A 15886-nucleotide genomic window follows, 5' to 3' on the forward strand; every position below is an offset into this window, starting at 1 on the left:
AGATAATCATTTATAAACTTACTGGCTGACATATCTACTTTTTAGCAAACTGATATACTCGTACTAAGCGATTGTTTATGATATTTGCACTCCAAAATTGGGAATGAAATGAGAATTGCGATTAATGGCATGGGAAGAATTGGCCGGCTATTGTTTAGGAAAATGGTAGCTCACCAGGAAATTGAATTGGTGGCGGTAAATGATATTATGCCGGTTGACAACCTGGCTTACCTGCTGAAATATGATTCTGTCTATGGCACGTTTGATAAAAATATTCAAACGGAAGACCATGCTTTTATTATAGAAGGAAAAAAAATTGCTGCCTTGCAGGCCGATCATCCTTCCAGGCTTCCCTGGCGAGAACTGAAAGTAGATGTGGTGGTGGAATGCTCCGGTAAATTCACGAAAAAGGAACTGGCTGAAGAGCATTTAAAAGCCGGTGCGAAGAAGGTATTATTGTCTACCACGGGTTCGGATGATATCCCCCTGATGATCTATGGCTTTAATCAAAATGGTTTGTCGGATGATACCACCATTATTTCCCCGGGTGGTTGTATGACCAATTGTTCCGTACATATTTTATACCTGTTGCAATCTATCGGTATCAAATCGGCACAAATAAATATGCTGCATTCGTATACGTCAAGACAGGAACTGATCGATTCACCCGCCAAACAATTTCGCCGTGGCCGGGCGGCCTCCGAGTCCATTATCCCTGTTGAGATCGACCTGCATCACTCTATCGAACGCCTGATGCCGGGACTAAAGGGTAAACTGGCCGCTGTATCCACCCGGGTACCTGTTGCAAATGGCGCCATGGCTGATTTCTCTGTTGTATTAAGTGATGAGGTGAGCGCCAAACAAGTCAATAAGCTATTTGAAAAAGCGGCAGCCAGCGAATACAAAGGCATATTGGATTACACAGAAGATCCACTGGTTTCGCTCGATATCAAAGGCAATTCCCATTCCTGCATTATTGATGGTACGCTTACTTCCGTTGTGGGTAATCATTTAAAACTGATCGCCTGGTTCGACAATGAAAATGGCTTTACCAGCCGCATGGTTGACTGGCTGCAATACTGGAAGAAATTGTTTTAATTCGTGTATGGAATATTTTGTCCATCAGCAATCCATTGTGCGCAAGATCTGGGGCAAGAGCGACACGATCCTGTTTGTGTTTGCCGGTGCTTCTGCAGAATTTGCCCTGAACAAAGCGGTGGACTGGTTGTACTTCACCGGCCGGTTACCGGCTGATCCGTTGGGCCGTTTATTCTCCACCGTAATGTATGCCCGGCAGATTGTTTTTTCCAACACGGAAGATGCTCATAAAGCGATTGATAAAATAACCGCTATTCATGGTGCTATTGAAAAAAGCCGTGGTACTCAAATACCCGATTGGGCCTATCGGGACGTGTTGTTTATGCTCATCCATTATTCCATTGCCGCTTTTGAAGTGCTGGAAAGAAAATTGACCGACGCCGAAAAAGAAGACCTGTATGATGTATTCTATCGCATGGGCCAACGAATGAATTTAAAAGACCTGCCCACCAATTTTAATCAATGGCTGGTGATGCGGGATGAGCACCTGCACAATGACCTGCAAAAAAGTGATTACACGGTTGATCTTTACAAACAATATAAAAAGCACCTGGGCAGTGTTCGTTTTTTAATCTTAAAGGAATCACAGAAATTGGTGGTGCCGTCCTATGTCAATCAGCTACTAGGTCTTGGAAAGATCAACTGGATCAGTCCTCTTCTCACCGTTTATAAACTAAGTCGTTTAATAAAAATGGATGGTTTATTAAAAGCCATTATTCTGCCGCAGGATTACAAGGAGCAGATAAGGGAATTGGATGTTAGGGTAGCATGATGCTTTTGTCGGGAAGTTTTTTAGCATTTGGCGGATGGTGTCAAAAAGTGACTATAACAATCCATCACTCATTTCATGCCACACTGCACCCACTCGCCTGTTTAATGGAAAAATAAGGTAATAAGGTTGAGTTCTCTATGTAGTATTTTCTACTAAGGTTAGGGTTGAGATTTTTTGCCGAACTGCGGGGAATTGAAATAAGGTTTTTTAAGATGAATGAATTTCTTTGGCAGGTAAATCTTATTCAAACTTTATGTATTAAACAGGGATTCGGGTTTGGGATTAAAAGGACCAACCTCACCGATCTCAGGGTGGCACGATGGTCTGCCTGTAATGTATTGTTACAATTTAGTGGAGGTGGAAAATAGCAATGAGCCAGTCTAATGGAAGAAATTGTTTTTACTATTTGTCTTCTAACCTTAGTAGGAAGTAAATTAGCTCCATACACAACCTTATTGTCTTGTTCGCATGAAAATTTAAAATGACAACCTCTACACTCATTTCATACATATCACACAGAATCTACCCGTTTGATGGAAAATAAGGTAATGAGGTTTGGGTTCTCTATGTGGTATTTTCTACTAAGGTTAGGGTTGAGATTTTTTGCCGAACTGCTGGGAATTGAAATAAGGTTTTTTAAGATGAATGAATTTCTTTGGCAGGTAAATCTTATTCAAACTTTATGTATTAAACAGGGATTCGGGTTTGGGATTAAAAGGACCAACCTCACCGATCTCAGGGTGGCACGATGGTCTGCCTGTAATGTATTGTTACAATTTAGTGGAGGTGGAAAATAGCAATGAGCCAGTCTAATGGAAGAAATTGTTTTTACTATTTGTCTTCTAACCTTAGTAGGAAGTAAATTAGCTCCATACACAACCTTATTGTCTTGTTCGCATGAAAATTTAAAATGACAACCTCTACACTCATTTCATACATATCACACAGAATCTACCGTTTGATGGAAAATAAGGTAATGAGGTTTGGGTTCTCTATGTGGTGTTTTCTACTAAGGTTAAGGTTGAGGTTCTCTGGAAGACAACAGAAAAATTCAAATAAGGTTTTTTAAGATGAATGAAAATTTCATGTCATTCAATACCGTAGCTGAATAAGTTAGCAGGGTTAGTTTTCTAGACGGCACTCGCTACTAAGGTTATGGTTGAATTGTTCTGAAAGACAAGAGGAAATTTAAATAAGTTTTTTTGATGGGTAAATCTCTTGTCTTCTCTAACCTTAGTAGAAAATAAGCTAACTTCATACTCAACCTTATTACCTTATTTGTATGAAGATAGAATATAAGAACCTGTACACCCATTTCATACTTACCACACTGCATCGCCAGCCTGTTATTACTGAAAAGCACAGGGAGAGAATTGGAAAATATATCACCGGTATCATAAATAACAACGAGTGTCATCTTTATGCCATCTACGCTAATCCGGAACATGTCCATTTTCTGGCATCCCGTTCGCCTAAAATATCCGAGGAAATACTGGCTTCCATTGTTGCTGATAGTTCGCAACGATTTATTAACCAAAATAAATTATCTGTCGGATTATTTAACTGGCAAGATTCTGCATCAGCTTTTTCAGTATCGAAATCCGATGTTGATAAAGTTTGTAAATACATTCTCAATCAACCGGAACATCACCGTAAGGTTAGTTTCGCAGAAGAATATGAAGAGTTCATAAAGTTTTATCAAAAAACCTTGCATCCATTTGAAAAAGTTAATGGGAAATAAGGTAATGAGGTTTGGTTTGCTCTGCTATATTTTCTACTAAGGTTAAGCTTGAACTATTTGTCGGATAACACGAAATTGGAATAAGGTTTTTATGATGGTAAACTTCCCTTCTCTAACCTTAGTAGGAAATAAACTAATTTCATACGCAACCTCATTACCTTATTCGTATGAAATATAGAATATAACAGTCCATTCTATTTCAATCCAGTTAAATCCCTTGCATGTTTCACCTGCGATCATTACCAACTTTATTTGTGGCATTGCTTTTCTTTTATTTTAAACATAGTTATGCAGTTCCACTAGTGGATACAATACCGGGGTTAAGCAGAATGGATAGTTCCGTTCATTTTCTTGTTGTGGGCGACTGGGGCACACAGGGTTCCGCAACACAGCGAAAAGTAGCGGAGGCAATGGCTGCGGCTGCCCGGCAATTAAACATATCTTTCGTCATTGCTACTGGCGATAATTTTTATCCTGCCGGAGTAAATAGCATAAACGATTCGCAATGGGTGCATACTTTCGAAAATGTTTATGCCGATTCTTCCCTGCAATGCCGCTGGCTGGCAGTATTAGGCAATCATGATTATACATTAGATCCTGATGCGCAGGTAAATTATACCTACATCAGCACACGCTGGTATATGCCGCAAAGATATTATGACACCAGTATCATCATTGGGCAAGATTCCATGTTGATGGTTTTCCTGGATACAGAACCGATAGAAAAACAGTTGCGGGGCATACCGGCTGACACCAATAAATACTCAACTTCCTATGTAGATGAGCAACTTGCCTGGTTTAAAAAAACATTGAGCAGCAGCAGCGCCAAATGGAAAATTGTAACGGGTCACCATCCCTTGCATACCGGCGGAAGCAGGCGGCATAATATAAGAGTAAAGAAGCTTCGCCGTTTAATTCAACCTGTGCTGTACGCTAATAATGTAAATTTTTATTTATCCGGTCATGAACATCATCTCGAATTGCTGAAACGAAAAAGGCGGCCCACTCATTATATTATTTCGGGTGCCGGATCGGACACCAGGCATGTGGGCTGGCTCAAACGATACCGTCGCTTTGCGGCGCGGAAAATAGGCTTTATAGCTATTTCTGTTTCTCCCCGCGGATGCCTTGTACAGTTTGTTACTGATGAGCAAAAAGTGGTATATAAACATCAATTAGCAACCCCAAAGTGATAGGTTTTTTAGAAATAATCGATATTGGGATTGGCGCACGGATTAGTCTGCGATGAAAGAGGTGAGAGATGCTGATGCTTCTTCCTTAAACCTTAGTAGGAACTAAACTAACTTCATACACAACCTTATTATCTTATTCGTGTGAAAATAGAATATAAACCTTTACACCTATTACATTACATTTCATCTTATCCAACGACGAGTCCGCTCTACACATATCCACGCAGTAAGACTTGTCTGGGAAAGAGTATAAGTCTTTTCGTCTTACATAAAATTACTGCTAACCGTCCAGGCTTTCTGCTGTGCTGATATTCTGTGTACTTCAGCCCGAACTATCGCTGAATAAAGATATAAAGCAGGAAGTTATATTCCAAGGTCCATAGCCGAGTCTGTAGCATGATAGGGATTGTGGCTAAGTATTTATTCCGAAGCAAGTAGTTGTCTATCGTCATGACAACCAAACGTAGAACACAATTACTAAACAAAGCATCAATATTAACTCTGCTATCCAAATTCGCCCAGTCTTATTCCTTGTGATGAGTCTTAGTAGTAAATCTACGGGTACAAAAACAAAAAAAGATGGGAAGAATAATCCAGCAACTAAATGCGACCATTCCCGGGTATCTCCAGAAAATCTGAATTTGTCAATTATGAATCCAATCAAACAGAAAAGCGTCCAAATAATAAATGGTGAGAGAAAATAAAATATGGTTTTGGAAAACTGACTTGTATTCACGATTTCTTTTGTAGACTCTTGCCTGACAAAGTTGCGCATAAACTTATAAATATACATAACCGCTGGTACAATTCTATGCTGATTTCTAATGATATTTTGCATCAGCAAAAACCGCTGCACCGGTCGCTGCAAGCGGCCATGAAGAACCAAATTCATTCTCCAAGCGTTTAAACATCGCCGTTTACCTACTTTTGCTCCCATGAAAAAGCGATCTCACTCCATTAGCGATATTCTATCCCGCTTAAATATCGATGAGCTCAATGATATGCAAAAGGCATCCATTGAAGCCAATGAAAAAAGCGATAACGTCATACTGCTGTCGGCTACCGGCTCGGGTAAAACACTTGGTTTTTTGTTGCCCATCCTTTCCCTGCTCGATGAGACCAATAAGAAAACACAGGCTCTCATTATCGTTCCCTCCCGTGAGCTGGCATTGCAGATCGAAAAAGTTTTTAAATCATTGGGCACGGTGTATAAAGTCACCTGTTGCTATGGCGGGCATAAAAGAGAGATCGAGGAAAATAACCTGGTAGAACCTCCCGCCATGCTGATCGGTACTCCTGGCAGGCTGGCCGATCATATCCGCCGGGAAAATATTACAACAGCATCTATCAAAACATTAGTGCTGGATGAATTTGATAAATCACTGGAAGCAGGCTTTGAAGATGAAATGGCATTTATCATTGGCTCTTTACCGGCCATTGAGAAACGCATCCTGACATCCGCCACAGAAGCGGTAATGATACCGGCGTTTGTGGGTTTAAAGGAACCGGTAAAGCTTAATTTTCTCAATAACGGTGATGAAACGCCGACAGGGCTCGCTATAAAAATTGTCCAAAGTGAAGCAAAGGATAAACTGGAAACGCTGCTGAAACTGATCTGCCACCTGGGCAACCGGTCAACCATTGTATTCTGCAATCACCGGGAGTCAGTGGAACGAACCAGTGAGTATTTGAAGGAGCAGGGCATCGTCAATGTGTTTTATCATGGCGCCATGGAACAACAGGAAAGGGACAGCGCCTTGTTTAAATTCCGAAGTGGTACTTCCAATATTTTAGTGACCACGGATCTTGCTGCCCGGGGTTTGGATATTCCCAATATCCGGTATATCATCCATTATCATTTACCGCATACCGAAGATATATTTACCCACCGCAATGGAAGAACAGCCCGCATGGATGCAAGCGGCACCGCTATATTGATCTTATCGCCGGAAGAAAAGCAACCGGCTTACCTGCCTGCAGATACCGAATCCATCGAATTACCTGCGACAAATGAGTTTCCCGAGAAGCCGAAGTGGTCAACGCTTTTCATTGCAGCGGGTAAAAAGGATAAAGTAAACAAAGTGGATATCGTAGGTTTCTTGGGTAATAAGGGCAAACTGAAAAAAGAAGATATTGGCCTGATAGAAGTAAAAGATTTCTTTTCGTTTGTAGCAGTGAAAAAAATAAAGATGGGCGAAACATTGCGCCTAATAAAAGACCAGAAGATCAAAAACAAAAAAGTGAAGATGGCGATTGCGAAATAGACGGTTTGCAGTTTGACAGTTAGCAATTAGCAGTTATAGGTTTTGCATTTTAGAGCCAGCAATCTGAATGAGACCACTCACCGTTCCATTCTCTTTATCCATTCTTTTATCAGCTTCACCCCTTCCTTATGCACCTGTTCTCTTCCCAGTTCGGGCATGGCAATGCCGGGATCATTGGTTTGCATCCGGAATGTAAGAATGGATTTATGCGGTTGGCCAGGTACAATATCAAAAGCATTTTTTCCGGCGCCGCGCCCTGCTGCTACCGGGCTTTTCATGATGCCCAATTCCACGGTTGGATCCTGGTCGTAATGTAAAAACAAGCCGGAAGTATTAGCCGGCCCCTGCGGATGATGACAGGTACCGCAGTTCACATCAAGGTAAGCTCTTGCCCTTGATTCAACGGATTGAGCGGCATCATCGATGCGGGCCATTTTTGCAATGCTGCCAAGATCCGGCAAACCGCTGAGCATTCCTTGTTGTTGCCAATAGCTTAACTGGTTTTGCGTTCCTGATTCATACGCATAATCTTTGTTCAGTTGCGCAGCTATCGGGCCGATCGGTTTCATTTTTCCATCCCGGATATGACAACCCTTGCATTGGTTTTTATTGGGGATGATATAATCAATATTGATGCGCTTGCCATTGGCATTGATATAAGACACCTCTTTTATGTCGCCGGCCACATCATAAAACGCTTCCGTCTGTTCATCGTTCCATACATAGGGATAAGCCGTCCAGCCATTCTCTTCATTTACCAGCAGGCGGGTTTCTAAGATCCTTCTTCCTTTATTTTTTTTGCGGAAATCATTTTCGTAATAAAAATTTTTAATGATCACGGTTCCTTTCGGCAATTGCAACACATCATCTTTGCTGTAAGCCGCTGGCATTCCCTCAGGTAATTTTATAAAACGTAATTTCTCGGCATAGTTGGAAAATAATACGGAGTTGATATCATAGGGCACAACAGAATTGGACGGTTGCAGGTCTGCCAGCTTACCGATAAAGAAATGGTAGTCCGATAATTTATCTTTTCTTTCAAAAACCGGTTTTCGTAGCGGCGGTATCAACGCCAGGTTGATAACAATAACAGACGTTAAAATACTAATAACGATGAATTGCTTTTTCATGTTCAACAGCTTGATATCACTTTTTTGTCAGTAGCACAACGATAACACGATGAACACAATGAAATGTTTCCCGCCTTATGTCCTTTGAGCAATCTTTGTGTTCTTTGTGTTGCATTACCTATCCTCATCTATTTACTCCTTAACTAACCTCACTTCTTCCTGTATCGTTCCATTACAATCATAAGGCGACATCTCTCTTGTTATGCCTTTAAACTTGTTACCCGCTTTAATATTGCCAATACTCTGATTGGTATTATTGCGGATGCAGATCGCAGGATTTTTTACTTTGTCATCCACGATGCCGTCATAAATAATATGGGGCACTTTTTTACCAAACCGCACTTTTAACCTGAACATTAATCCCATTCTTCCCTTCATGGTAGTCCGGATATTTTTACGTTCGTAAACATTATCGTGAATAAAAATTTGATCGGGATAAGGATAATAGGATTCGTCTTTGATCGGAATCTCTGAAATATAATAGCTCACTATTGCCGTGCCGGCGGTGCGGTTGTTAATAATGCGATTATTATAGATCTCAACATTATTTGTAGCCAGCACCATCATGCCCGTTCCCAGGGGTACTTTGCCAACGATATTCCCTTTGGGGGCGAAATTGGGATAATTGTTATGATGAACATGGTTGTTAAAAACTCTGACATGTCCACCTTTTTTCTGAACAAGATTGGGCAGATCGAAGATCAATATGCCGCCGGTATTGCCCGTGGCTTCATTGTTGTATACATCGGCATACAACGTATTTTCAATTTCTATCCCCGCTACATTGTGATAGGCTTTGCTGTTACGAACAATCACCTGCTGTGATTGGCCCACATAAATGCCTGCATCTGATGCGCCGATGGCCACACAACTATCGATCAGTACATTTTTACATTGCACGGGATATAATGCATAAGCGCCGTTGTTTTTCGAGGGTTTGCCTGTCCATTCGGCTTTTACATTTTTCAATGTCAATCCATCCACCAATTGTGCTTTTATTAAGTCGCCCTTTGAATCCTGTACCGTGATATTTTCTAAAATAATATTAGAAGAGTTGGTGATCTTGATCCCTTCTGCGCCTGCCAGTTGTCCCCTGAACGATAAAATGCTTTTATCCATTCCTTTTCCACGGATGGTAATATTGTTCTTGCCATCCATCCACAGCGCCATATTCAATTGAAAACGGCCTTCAGGAATTTCGATCACGGAGCCATCGGGTGATTCGATAAACTGTGCCTGCAACTGGCGGCGCAGGTCTTGCGCAGTAAGAACGGAAAATAAGCAGAGGAAAACAGCAAGCAAACAGGCAGCTTTCATAAAAGCTTTTACTGTAATTTACAAAATATCGATGAAGGATTTCAGCAAATGAAAATTAGGCTAGGTTACGTAAGGGTTAATACATAGAGGTCCGGGAACATTAGCTGATCCTCACACGGGGATCGACGACACCATACAAGATGTCAGCTAAAATATTAATGAGGATAAAAAAACCGGCAGAGATGAGTACAGAGCCCATCACAACGGGGTAATCGAGCTTTTCCAATGCATCCACTGTTACTTTACCGATGCCCTGCCAGCCAAAGATATATTCTACAAAAAAAGCACCGGCCAGTAGTTCTGCAAACCAACCCGTAATAGCTGTTATGACCGGGTTCAATGCATTGCGAAGGCCATGTTTCCAGATTACGGTTTTTTTACTCAATCCTTTTGCATAAGCTGTGCGGATATAATCCTGGTCGAGCACATCCAGCATCGCACTACGGGTAAGCTGCGTGATGATCGCCAGCGGACGTATGCCTAATGTAATGGCTGGCAGAATAAGATTTTCTACGGTTAATCTCTTTTCCCCCGTTACATCATCGATCTCAAGCCAGCTTCCGGAAATATGTAAACCTGTCCAGTCGCTTAACAGAAATCCAAAAATATAAGCGATAATAATACCCATAAAAAACGATGGCGCCGAGATACCTACGATACTGGAAAAAATGGCGGATGTATCCCACCACGTATTTTGACGAACAGCCGCCACCACTCCTAACGGTATACCGATTATGACCGCGATGATCATGGCCGCAATAGCCAGGATCAGCGTTCCCGGTAAAGCTTGCATTAATATGGTACCAACCTCCCGTTTACTTTGATAGGATTTTCGCAGGTAAGGTATTTTTAAACCAATTTTATTCTCACCACCAATAAAAATACCTTTCAATCCTTTAGACTTGATCTCTTCTCTACTATGCATGCCAATGGGAGATACATCATTGAGATAAAAAAGAAATTGTTTCACCTTTGGCTGATCGAGATACATTTCTTTCCGGATATTGGCTTGTGTAGCCGAATCACCGGATTGCCCCATTACCAATCTTGAAGGATCGCCAAAACCCTGGAACAGGAGGAAAACCAGCACGACAACACCGGCCAGAACCAATATGCCATACAATAATTTTTTGACGATGTATTGCAACATGACTGTTAATTGCCGTTACCTGTTTGCTGAAGACTGTCTAATTCGGCGGTAGATCCCTGGCCGGGCGGTGGAATAATTTTCTGAACAACTAATGATCCAAGCTGCGCTACAATTTTATCCATTCGTGAATGGCTCTGCTTGTCCTGCACAGTTCCCCTTCTTAAAAGGTAGATACATGGGTCAGTGCGGGCTGCAGTGCGAATGGCAGTATAGTCGCATTTGAATACAGGTATATCAGCAAATGATGTGGCAGAAAAATTCTTTATTGCTTCTTCCATCCGGTTGGTAACAGCATATACCGGGATATTTTTTGCTTTGGCCGCCTCATACACTTTCGCAAATTCATCTTTCCAAACTGAAAGCGGTGTGGCAAAGTTTTCACAAAAGAGCAACACCGTATAAGGCTGACGTAATACGATACCGGTAGAATCTTCGCCGGTGATGCCGGATAAAGCAAACCCTTTGATTGGCGGCTCAGCGTTTCCTTTCCTGATCAATTTATCAGTGCGGCTTACATAGTTGTAAGAGTCCAGGTCGGCAGGCAGATCAGCCGGTGCAAACTCAAACTGTTTACCTCCTTTTTCATAGATAAAACGAATAGCGAAACTATCGGGCAATGCGCCTGCCGGAACCCGCATTTTTTCTGTGATATTATTCCCTTTTTTAAAGGGTAAACAATCAATCGGGGGTAAATACCGGAGAGCATACCATTGCAACCCAAAACTAAATAGTGTCACCAACGCCATGATCAACAGGTTTGCTTTGTTGCCAAAAACAGGTGCGATCTTTTTGCGGTTGGCAAAAAGAAATAGAATTAATACAGTGAGGACAATATCTTTCAGGAAAGAGGTAAACGGAGTGATCGGAATACAGTCGCCAAAACAGCCGCAGTTTTTAAACTTGCCCGACAGGTAAGCATAGCCGGTAAGGAAGGTAAAAAAAACAATCAGCAGTAATAGCAGCCAGCTAAAAAGCCGCATTCTCCAACCCAACAACAACGCTGCACCGGCAATGATCTCAAAAGCGATCATTGCCACCGACATCCACAAGGTATGTTCATTGAGGCTGGCCATTCCCCATAGCTCAAAAAACTCCTGCATTTTATAGCTTAATCCCAATGGGTCGATCGCTTTGACAAGACCGGAAAAAATAAAAAGCGATCCAACGATAATCCTGGCTATGTTGATGAGAATTTTCATGATTGTTTAGTTAGTGATGAGCGTTGCGGGATACAAGATTAGGATATTGATCTTTTGAAAATACATTGTTTATATTTTGGACAAGTTCCATATTTCAAGATCCTTGTAATTCATATCCCGCTACAACCAACCATAACGTTAATGTTGATATCAAATTATCCCGGATCTTGCAATCTCGTATCCCTTACCCTGTAATTCCTGCAGCTGCTACTTCTCCCCCAACAAGATCAACGCAAAAACTGCATAGTTAATGATATCATTATAATTGGCGTCAATGCCTTCGCTGATCAGCGTCTTTCCTTCATTGACCAAAATTTGCCTGATGCGCTGGAGCTTCATCAGGATGAGATCGACAAAGCTCTCCTGGCTCAGGCTTCGCCATGCTTCGCCATAGTCATGATTTTTATCTTCCATCAGTTTTTTGCTGGCTTCCACATACTGGTCGTATAAGGATGAGACGGTCAATAATTCCAGTTCTTCCGGTGCGTCAGCCGGCAGATCAAGCTGGATGAGCCCAATGATGGCATAGTTGATGATGCCTTTAAACTCCCCGCTGATGTCATCCGCTACTTTTTGTTGTTTCTTTTCCTGTATGGTTCGAATACGCTGCGCCTTGATAAATATCTGGTCTACGATGGAAATGGTTCGTAAAACCCGCCACGCTGTTCCATAGTCTTTTGCTTTCTTTAAAAAAATTTCTTTGCATGAGCCGACTACTTCATCGTATTGCAGGTTGGTGTTCGTCATAATGGTCATATCAGTTACTAACTTATCTTAGCTTCAAAAATAGCGAAACAAGACTTAATGTACACCTTGAATTGTAAAGGCAGATTATTGGTGATTGACACCCCCGTGGTAATGGGCATCATCAACACTACACCTGATTCATTTTATGCCGCCAGCCGCCAGCAAAACATCGATGCCATTTTGCAAAAAGCGGAAGTGATGATAAAAGAAGGTGCGGCCATTTTGGATATTGGCGGTCAAAGTACCCGGCCCGGGAGCATTGTTGTCGGCAAAGACGAAGAGTTGAAAAGAGTAATTGAACCCATCGAAGCAATCAATAAAAATTTCCCGGAGACCTTTATTTCTATTGATACCTATTACGCAGCGGTAGCAAAAGAAGCAGTTGATGCCGGGGCGGCTATAGTAAATGATATCAGCGCCGGAAGCATGGATGAAGATATGTTGAAAACCGTCGCCTCCTTGCAAGTGCCTTATGTGTTGATGCACATGCAGGGCACGCCGCAGGATATGCAACAGTCACCCCACTATGATGATGTCACAAAAGCCGTCCTTGATTTTTTTATTCAAAAAACAGGTGAGTTAAAAAAAATGGGTTTGCATGATATCATTGTTGATCCGGGATTTGGATTTGGTAAAACCATCACACATAATTTTAAACTGCTGCAAAACCTATCAGTGTTCAGCATGTTAGACAAACCCCTGCTCGTGGGTATTTCACGCAAATCAACCATTTATAAAACGCTCAGGGTTAGTGCGGATGAGGCACTCAACGGAACAACGGTATTAAACACTATCGGTTTACTGAACGGAGCACAAATATTGAGAGTGCATGATGTGAAGGAGGCGAAACAAGCAATAGATTTGATCATTGCGTATAAGGATTAACAAAATTTTTCAACAAAATAAAAAGAGCATCCCGTTACAGATGCTCTTTTTCATTAAGACATTTTAATCAGGCCTCAATGTGTCTTAGGGTAATTCGATAGATCCGGACTACATATAACTCTAAGTACGGTAGTTCGATGATGACTGTTTCATAGGGTTATAGAATTGGATCTTGGACTAAAAACGGGGCCAACTTTGACAGTTCGTTAAAAAAAAACCGCCCTATTTCCAGAGCGGTGTAAAGGTGCAACATTATTTTGACTTAACAATCAACATTGGGTTGAGTTCTATCAATTTCTTCAATGCGGCGTTGGCTGTGCGTTTTGGCTCGGCATTGTATCCGATACCGAAAGCATTTCCACATCAAAAATCAGCGCTGCAAAAGGTTTAAAGGCGGGATGACTTTTTCCATAAGCTCTGAAGCCGGGAATATATAAAGTTCCTTTTCCTCCTTCTTTGAATAATTTCAATCCTTCATCCCAACCTGCAATCACTCTGCCACGACCCAATTGTAAGGGATATGTACCTGAATCAAAAACGCTGTCCTTTTCCAATGTCCTTCCGGTATATTTTACCGTCACATATTTTCCTGAATCAGCCATTGGACCAGTTCCCTGTTGGGTAATGGCAACAAACGTTCCTTTGCCCGTTTTTTGTGCGGAAATATTTTTGCTTTTCAAATAGGCCTCCATAGCAGCAATTCCCTTGGCAGCTTCGCCAGATTTTTCCATTTCCAATTCATCCTTCCTGCGTTGTTCCAACTGCTCCTTTTCCATTTTTGCCATTTGCTCTTCCTGCTCTTTCATCTGGCGGGGGCGATCTTTTTCCATTTCTTTTGCGTGGTCCGCCTGGTACAAACTATCGTTTCTGATAATATCTATGATCCTGAAACTGGTAATAAGCCTGTCACCTTTTTTCATAAACGGCGGCATTTCGGGCATCAATCCTTTTGAGAGCAATGAATCCGTGATAGCAACTGTTACTACACTATCTCCCTTTCTTAACAAATGAAAAATTTCGGCGGGATTATAAGTGTTCCCGGGATTGGTTTGCATTTTGGCATACACCGGCATTTTGCCAAAGCTTGTTTGCAAGACAGAGTCGTTCAATTTTTGAGTGAAATGAAGTTTGAGATATTCTCCTTCTTTAACTGTTGAGTCTTTACTGTTCGATATTATTTTGTAAAGCATCCCACTTTTTGCTTTCTCATAATTCACGCCATTGCAGGAAGCTAATACAGCGATACCCGCAATCGTCAGCATCGAATAAACCTTTTTCATTTGTGTAGTTTGTATTGTTTTTTGCCTTTTATAATTGTCTTCAAATTTGATCGTAACCGCCTACCTGAATCTTCCAATTATTCCAGCAGCGCCCTATTTTCTTTTACCGCATCCTTAAATTTTTGTACCGTCACCTCCAGTGAATCACTGCTGCGACCACCCGATGCGTTAAAGTGTCCTCCGCCATTAAAATATTTGCGGGCAAAATTGTTACAATCAAAATCACCCTTGCTGCGGAAACTCCATTTTCGTTCTTCGTCCCTGTCAATTACCAAGCCTACTAGTTTGATCCCCTGGATGGATTGGGGAAAATTAACGAGGCCTTCGGTGTCGCCGGTTTTAATATAATATTTAAGTAAATCGTTTTTCGGAATGGCAATCAGTGCGGTATTATATTCATACATGATCTCCATCCGATGCAGGAGAACATGACCGGTGAAGCGAATTTTATTTTCTAAAAAATTGTCAAAAAGATTTTCATGCACTTTGGCATGTTGCAAGCCTTTTGATTTCAGATCTGCTACAAGTGTATGCACCCCCGAATGCGCCGATGGAAAACGAAAGGAACCTGTATCCGAAACCACTCCCGCATAAATGCATTCACCAATCGTTTCATCGATCCTGTCCTGGTGCCCCGAGTTAACGATAAAATCATAGATCATCTCACTCGTTGAACTTTTACCCGTGTCGCTTATTCCGTAATTAAATGATGGGGCATCAGGCTCCTGGTGATGATCAATTAATATTTTGGTACAGGAAATTTGAGCCAGTTTTTCAGTCATTGTTTTGGTACGGTAAAAGATATTAAAGTCCAGGCAAAAAAGCCATTCAGTTTGATCAAGAATGGCATCGGCTTTTGCTTTATTGGCTTCATAATCGATCACTTCATTGCAACCCGGCATCCAGTTGAGCCATTTTGCCCAGTTGGTCGGTGAGATGACGGTAACCGTATGACCCAGTTGTCTTAAAAAATGAGCAAGCCCAAGGGATGACCCCATCGCATCAGCATCGGGTTTTTGATGCATGGTAATGACCACTTTCCGGGGTTGGGCCAGTTGCGGAAATATCTCCTGTATAGGTTTCATAAAACGGTTGCGAAGATAAGGGTTC

13 protein-coding genes are annotated in these 15886 nt (G+C 41.6%); 6 read left to right on the forward strand and 7 right to left on the reverse strand.

Annotated elements, in window-relative coordinates; genetic code table 11:
- Positions 1 to 108: 108 nt before the first annotated feature.
- The 5 genes from P2W73_RS17440 to P2W73_RS17460 all read left to right on the forward strand — a co-directional run bounded on the left by P2W73_RS17440 (position 109) and on the right by P2W73_RS17460 (position 7068).
- Positions 109 to 1098, forward strand: coding sequence for a type I glyceraldehyde-3-phosphate dehydrogenase (locus P2W73_RS17440; RefSeq protein WP_276503367.1), 990 nt, complete (start codon positions 109 to 111; stop codon positions 1096 to 1098).
- Positions 1099 to 1105: 7 nt separating this feature from the next.
- Positions 1106 to 1870, forward strand: a complete 765-nt coding sequence (locus P2W73_RS17445; RefSeq protein WP_276503368.1) for an oxygenase MpaB family protein — start codon at positions 1106 to 1108, stop codon at positions 1868 to 1870.
- A gap of 1282 nt (positions 1871 to 3152) precedes the next feature.
- Positions 3153 to 3611, forward strand: coding sequence for a transposase (locus P2W73_RS17450; protein ID WP_276503369.1), 459 nt, complete (start codon positions 3153 to 3155; stop codon positions 3609 to 3611).
- Between the two features lie 221 nt (positions 3612 to 3832).
- On the forward strand, positions 3833 to 4804 hold the full coding sequence (locus tag P2W73_RS17455) for a metallophosphoesterase (RefSeq protein ID WP_276503370.1): 972 nt from the start codon (positions 3833 to 3835) through the stop codon (positions 4802 to 4804).
- Between the two features lie 935 nt (positions 4805 to 5739).
- Complete coding sequence (locus P2W73_RS17460; RefSeq protein ID WP_276503371.1) at positions 5740 to 7068, forward strand: DEAD/DEAH box helicase; 1329 nt, start codon at positions 5740 to 5742, stop codon at positions 7066 to 7068.
- Between the two features lie 77 nt (positions 7069 to 7145).
- Here the strand turns inward: P2W73_RS17460 and P2W73_RS17465 are convergent, their stop codons facing one another.
- The 5 genes from P2W73_RS17465 to P2W73_RS17485 form a co-directional block, all read right to left on the reverse strand.
- A complete protein-coding gene (locus tag P2W73_RS17465) occupies positions 7146 to 8198 on the reverse strand; it encodes an SO2930 family diheme c-type cytochrome (RefSeq protein ID WP_276503372.1) in 1053 nt (350 codons plus the stop codon).
- Between the two features lie 132 nt (positions 8199 to 8330).
- Positions 8331 to 9515 (reverse strand): parallel beta-helix domain-containing protein, encoded by a 1185-nt coding sequence (locus P2W73_RS17470; protein ID WP_276503373.1) that lies wholly within the window; start codon positions 9513 to 9515, stop codon positions 8331 to 8333.
- A 100-nt stretch (positions 9516 to 9615) separates the two neighbouring features.
- Positions 9616 to 10665 (reverse strand): ABC transporter permease, encoded by a 1050-nt coding sequence (locus P2W73_RS17475; protein WP_276503374.1) that lies wholly within the window; start codon positions 10663 to 10665, stop codon positions 9616 to 9618.
- A 5-nt stretch (positions 10666 to 10670) separates the two neighbouring features.
- On the reverse strand, positions 10671 to 11864 hold the full coding sequence (locus P2W73_RS17480) for a BT_3928 family protein (RefSeq protein WP_276503375.1): 1194 nt from the start codon (positions 11862 to 11864) through the stop codon (positions 10671 to 10673).
- A 207-nt stretch (positions 11865 to 12071) separates the two neighbouring features.
- Positions 12072 to 12620: a DUF1599 domain-containing protein gene (locus tag P2W73_RS17485; RefSeq protein WP_276503376.1), complete on the reverse strand. Its 549-nt coding sequence runs from the start codon at positions 12618 to 12620 to the stop codon at positions 12072 to 12074.
- A 48-nt stretch (positions 12621 to 12668) separates the two neighbouring features.
- On the opposite strand from P2W73_RS17485, the gene folP reads away from it, so the two are divergent.
- Complete coding sequence (folP, locus tag P2W73_RS17490) at positions 12669 to 13496, forward strand: dihydropteroate synthase (RefSeq protein ID WP_276503377.1); 828 nt, start codon at positions 12669 to 12671, stop codon at positions 13494 to 13496.
- 299 nt (positions 13497 to 13795) lie between these two features.
- Here folP and P2W73_RS17495 read toward each other — a convergent pair whose 3' ends face one another.
- Positions 13796 to 14776 (reverse strand): FKBP-type peptidyl-prolyl cis-trans isomerase, encoded by a 981-nt coding sequence (locus P2W73_RS17495; RefSeq protein WP_276503378.1) that lies wholly within the window; start codon positions 14774 to 14776, stop codon positions 13796 to 13798.
- Positions 14777 to 14853: 77 nt separating this feature from the next.
- Entirely contained in the window at positions 14854 to 15861 is a 1008-nt protein-coding gene (locus tag P2W73_RS17500; protein ID WP_276503379.1) for a DHH family phosphoesterase, read from the reverse strand.
- Positions 15862 to 15886 lie beyond the last annotated feature (25 nt).

Origin of the sequence: Terrimonas pollutisoli, assembly GCF_029360765.1 — a bacterium.
GTDB classification, from domain to species: Bacteria; Bacteroidota; Bacteroidia; order Chitinophagales; family Chitinophagaceae; genus Terrimonas_B; species Terrimonas_B pollutisoli.

Coding starts and splice junctions, on each gene's coding strand:
- P2W73_RS17440 (WP_276503367.1), top strand. CDS start 109: ATGAGAATTGCGATTAATGGCATGGGAAGAATTGGCCGGCTATTGTTT.
- P2W73_RS17445 (WP_276503368.1), top strand. CDS start 1,106: ATGGAATATTTTGTCCATCAGCAATCCATTGTGCGCAAGATCTGGGGC.
- P2W73_RS17450 (WP_276503369.1), top strand. CDS start 3,153: ATGAAGATAGAATATAAGAACCTGTACACCCATTTCATACTTACCACA.
- P2W73_RS17455 (WP_276503370.1), top strand. CDS start 3,833: ATGTTTCACCTGCGATCATTACCAACTTTATTTGTGGCATTGCTTTTC.
- P2W73_RS17460 (WP_276503371.1), top strand. CDS start 5,740: ATGAAAAAGCGATCTCACTCCATTAGCGATATTCTATCCCGCTTAAAT.
- P2W73_RS17465 (WP_276503372.1), bottom strand. CDS start 8,198: ATGAAAAAGCAATTCATCGTTATTAGTATTTTAACGTCTGTTATTGTT.
- P2W73_RS17470 (WP_276503373.1), bottom strand. CDS start 9,515: ATGAAAGCTGCCTGTTTGCTTGCTGTTTTCCTCTGCTTATTTTCCGTT.
- P2W73_RS17475 (WP_276503374.1), bottom strand. CDS start 10,665: ATGTTGCAATACATCGTCAAAAAATTATTGTATGGCATATTGGTTCTG.
- P2W73_RS17480 (WP_276503375.1), bottom strand. CDS start 11,864: ATGAAAATTCTCATCAACATAGCCAGGATTATCGTTGGATCGCTTTTT.
- P2W73_RS17485 (WP_276503376.1), bottom strand. CDS start 12,620: ATGACCATTATGACGAACACCAACCTGCAATACGATGAAGTAGTCGGC.
- folP (WP_276503377.1), top strand. CDS start 12,669: ATGTACACCTTGAATTGTAAAGGCAGATTATTGGTGATTGACACCCCC.
- P2W73_RS17495 (WP_276503378.1), bottom strand. CDS start 14,776: ATGAAAAAGGTTTATTCGATGCTGACGATTGCGGGTATCGCTGTATTA.
- P2W73_RS17500 (WP_276503379.1), bottom strand. CDS start 15,861: ATGAAACCTATACAGGAGATATTTCCGCAACTGGCCCAACCCCGGAAA.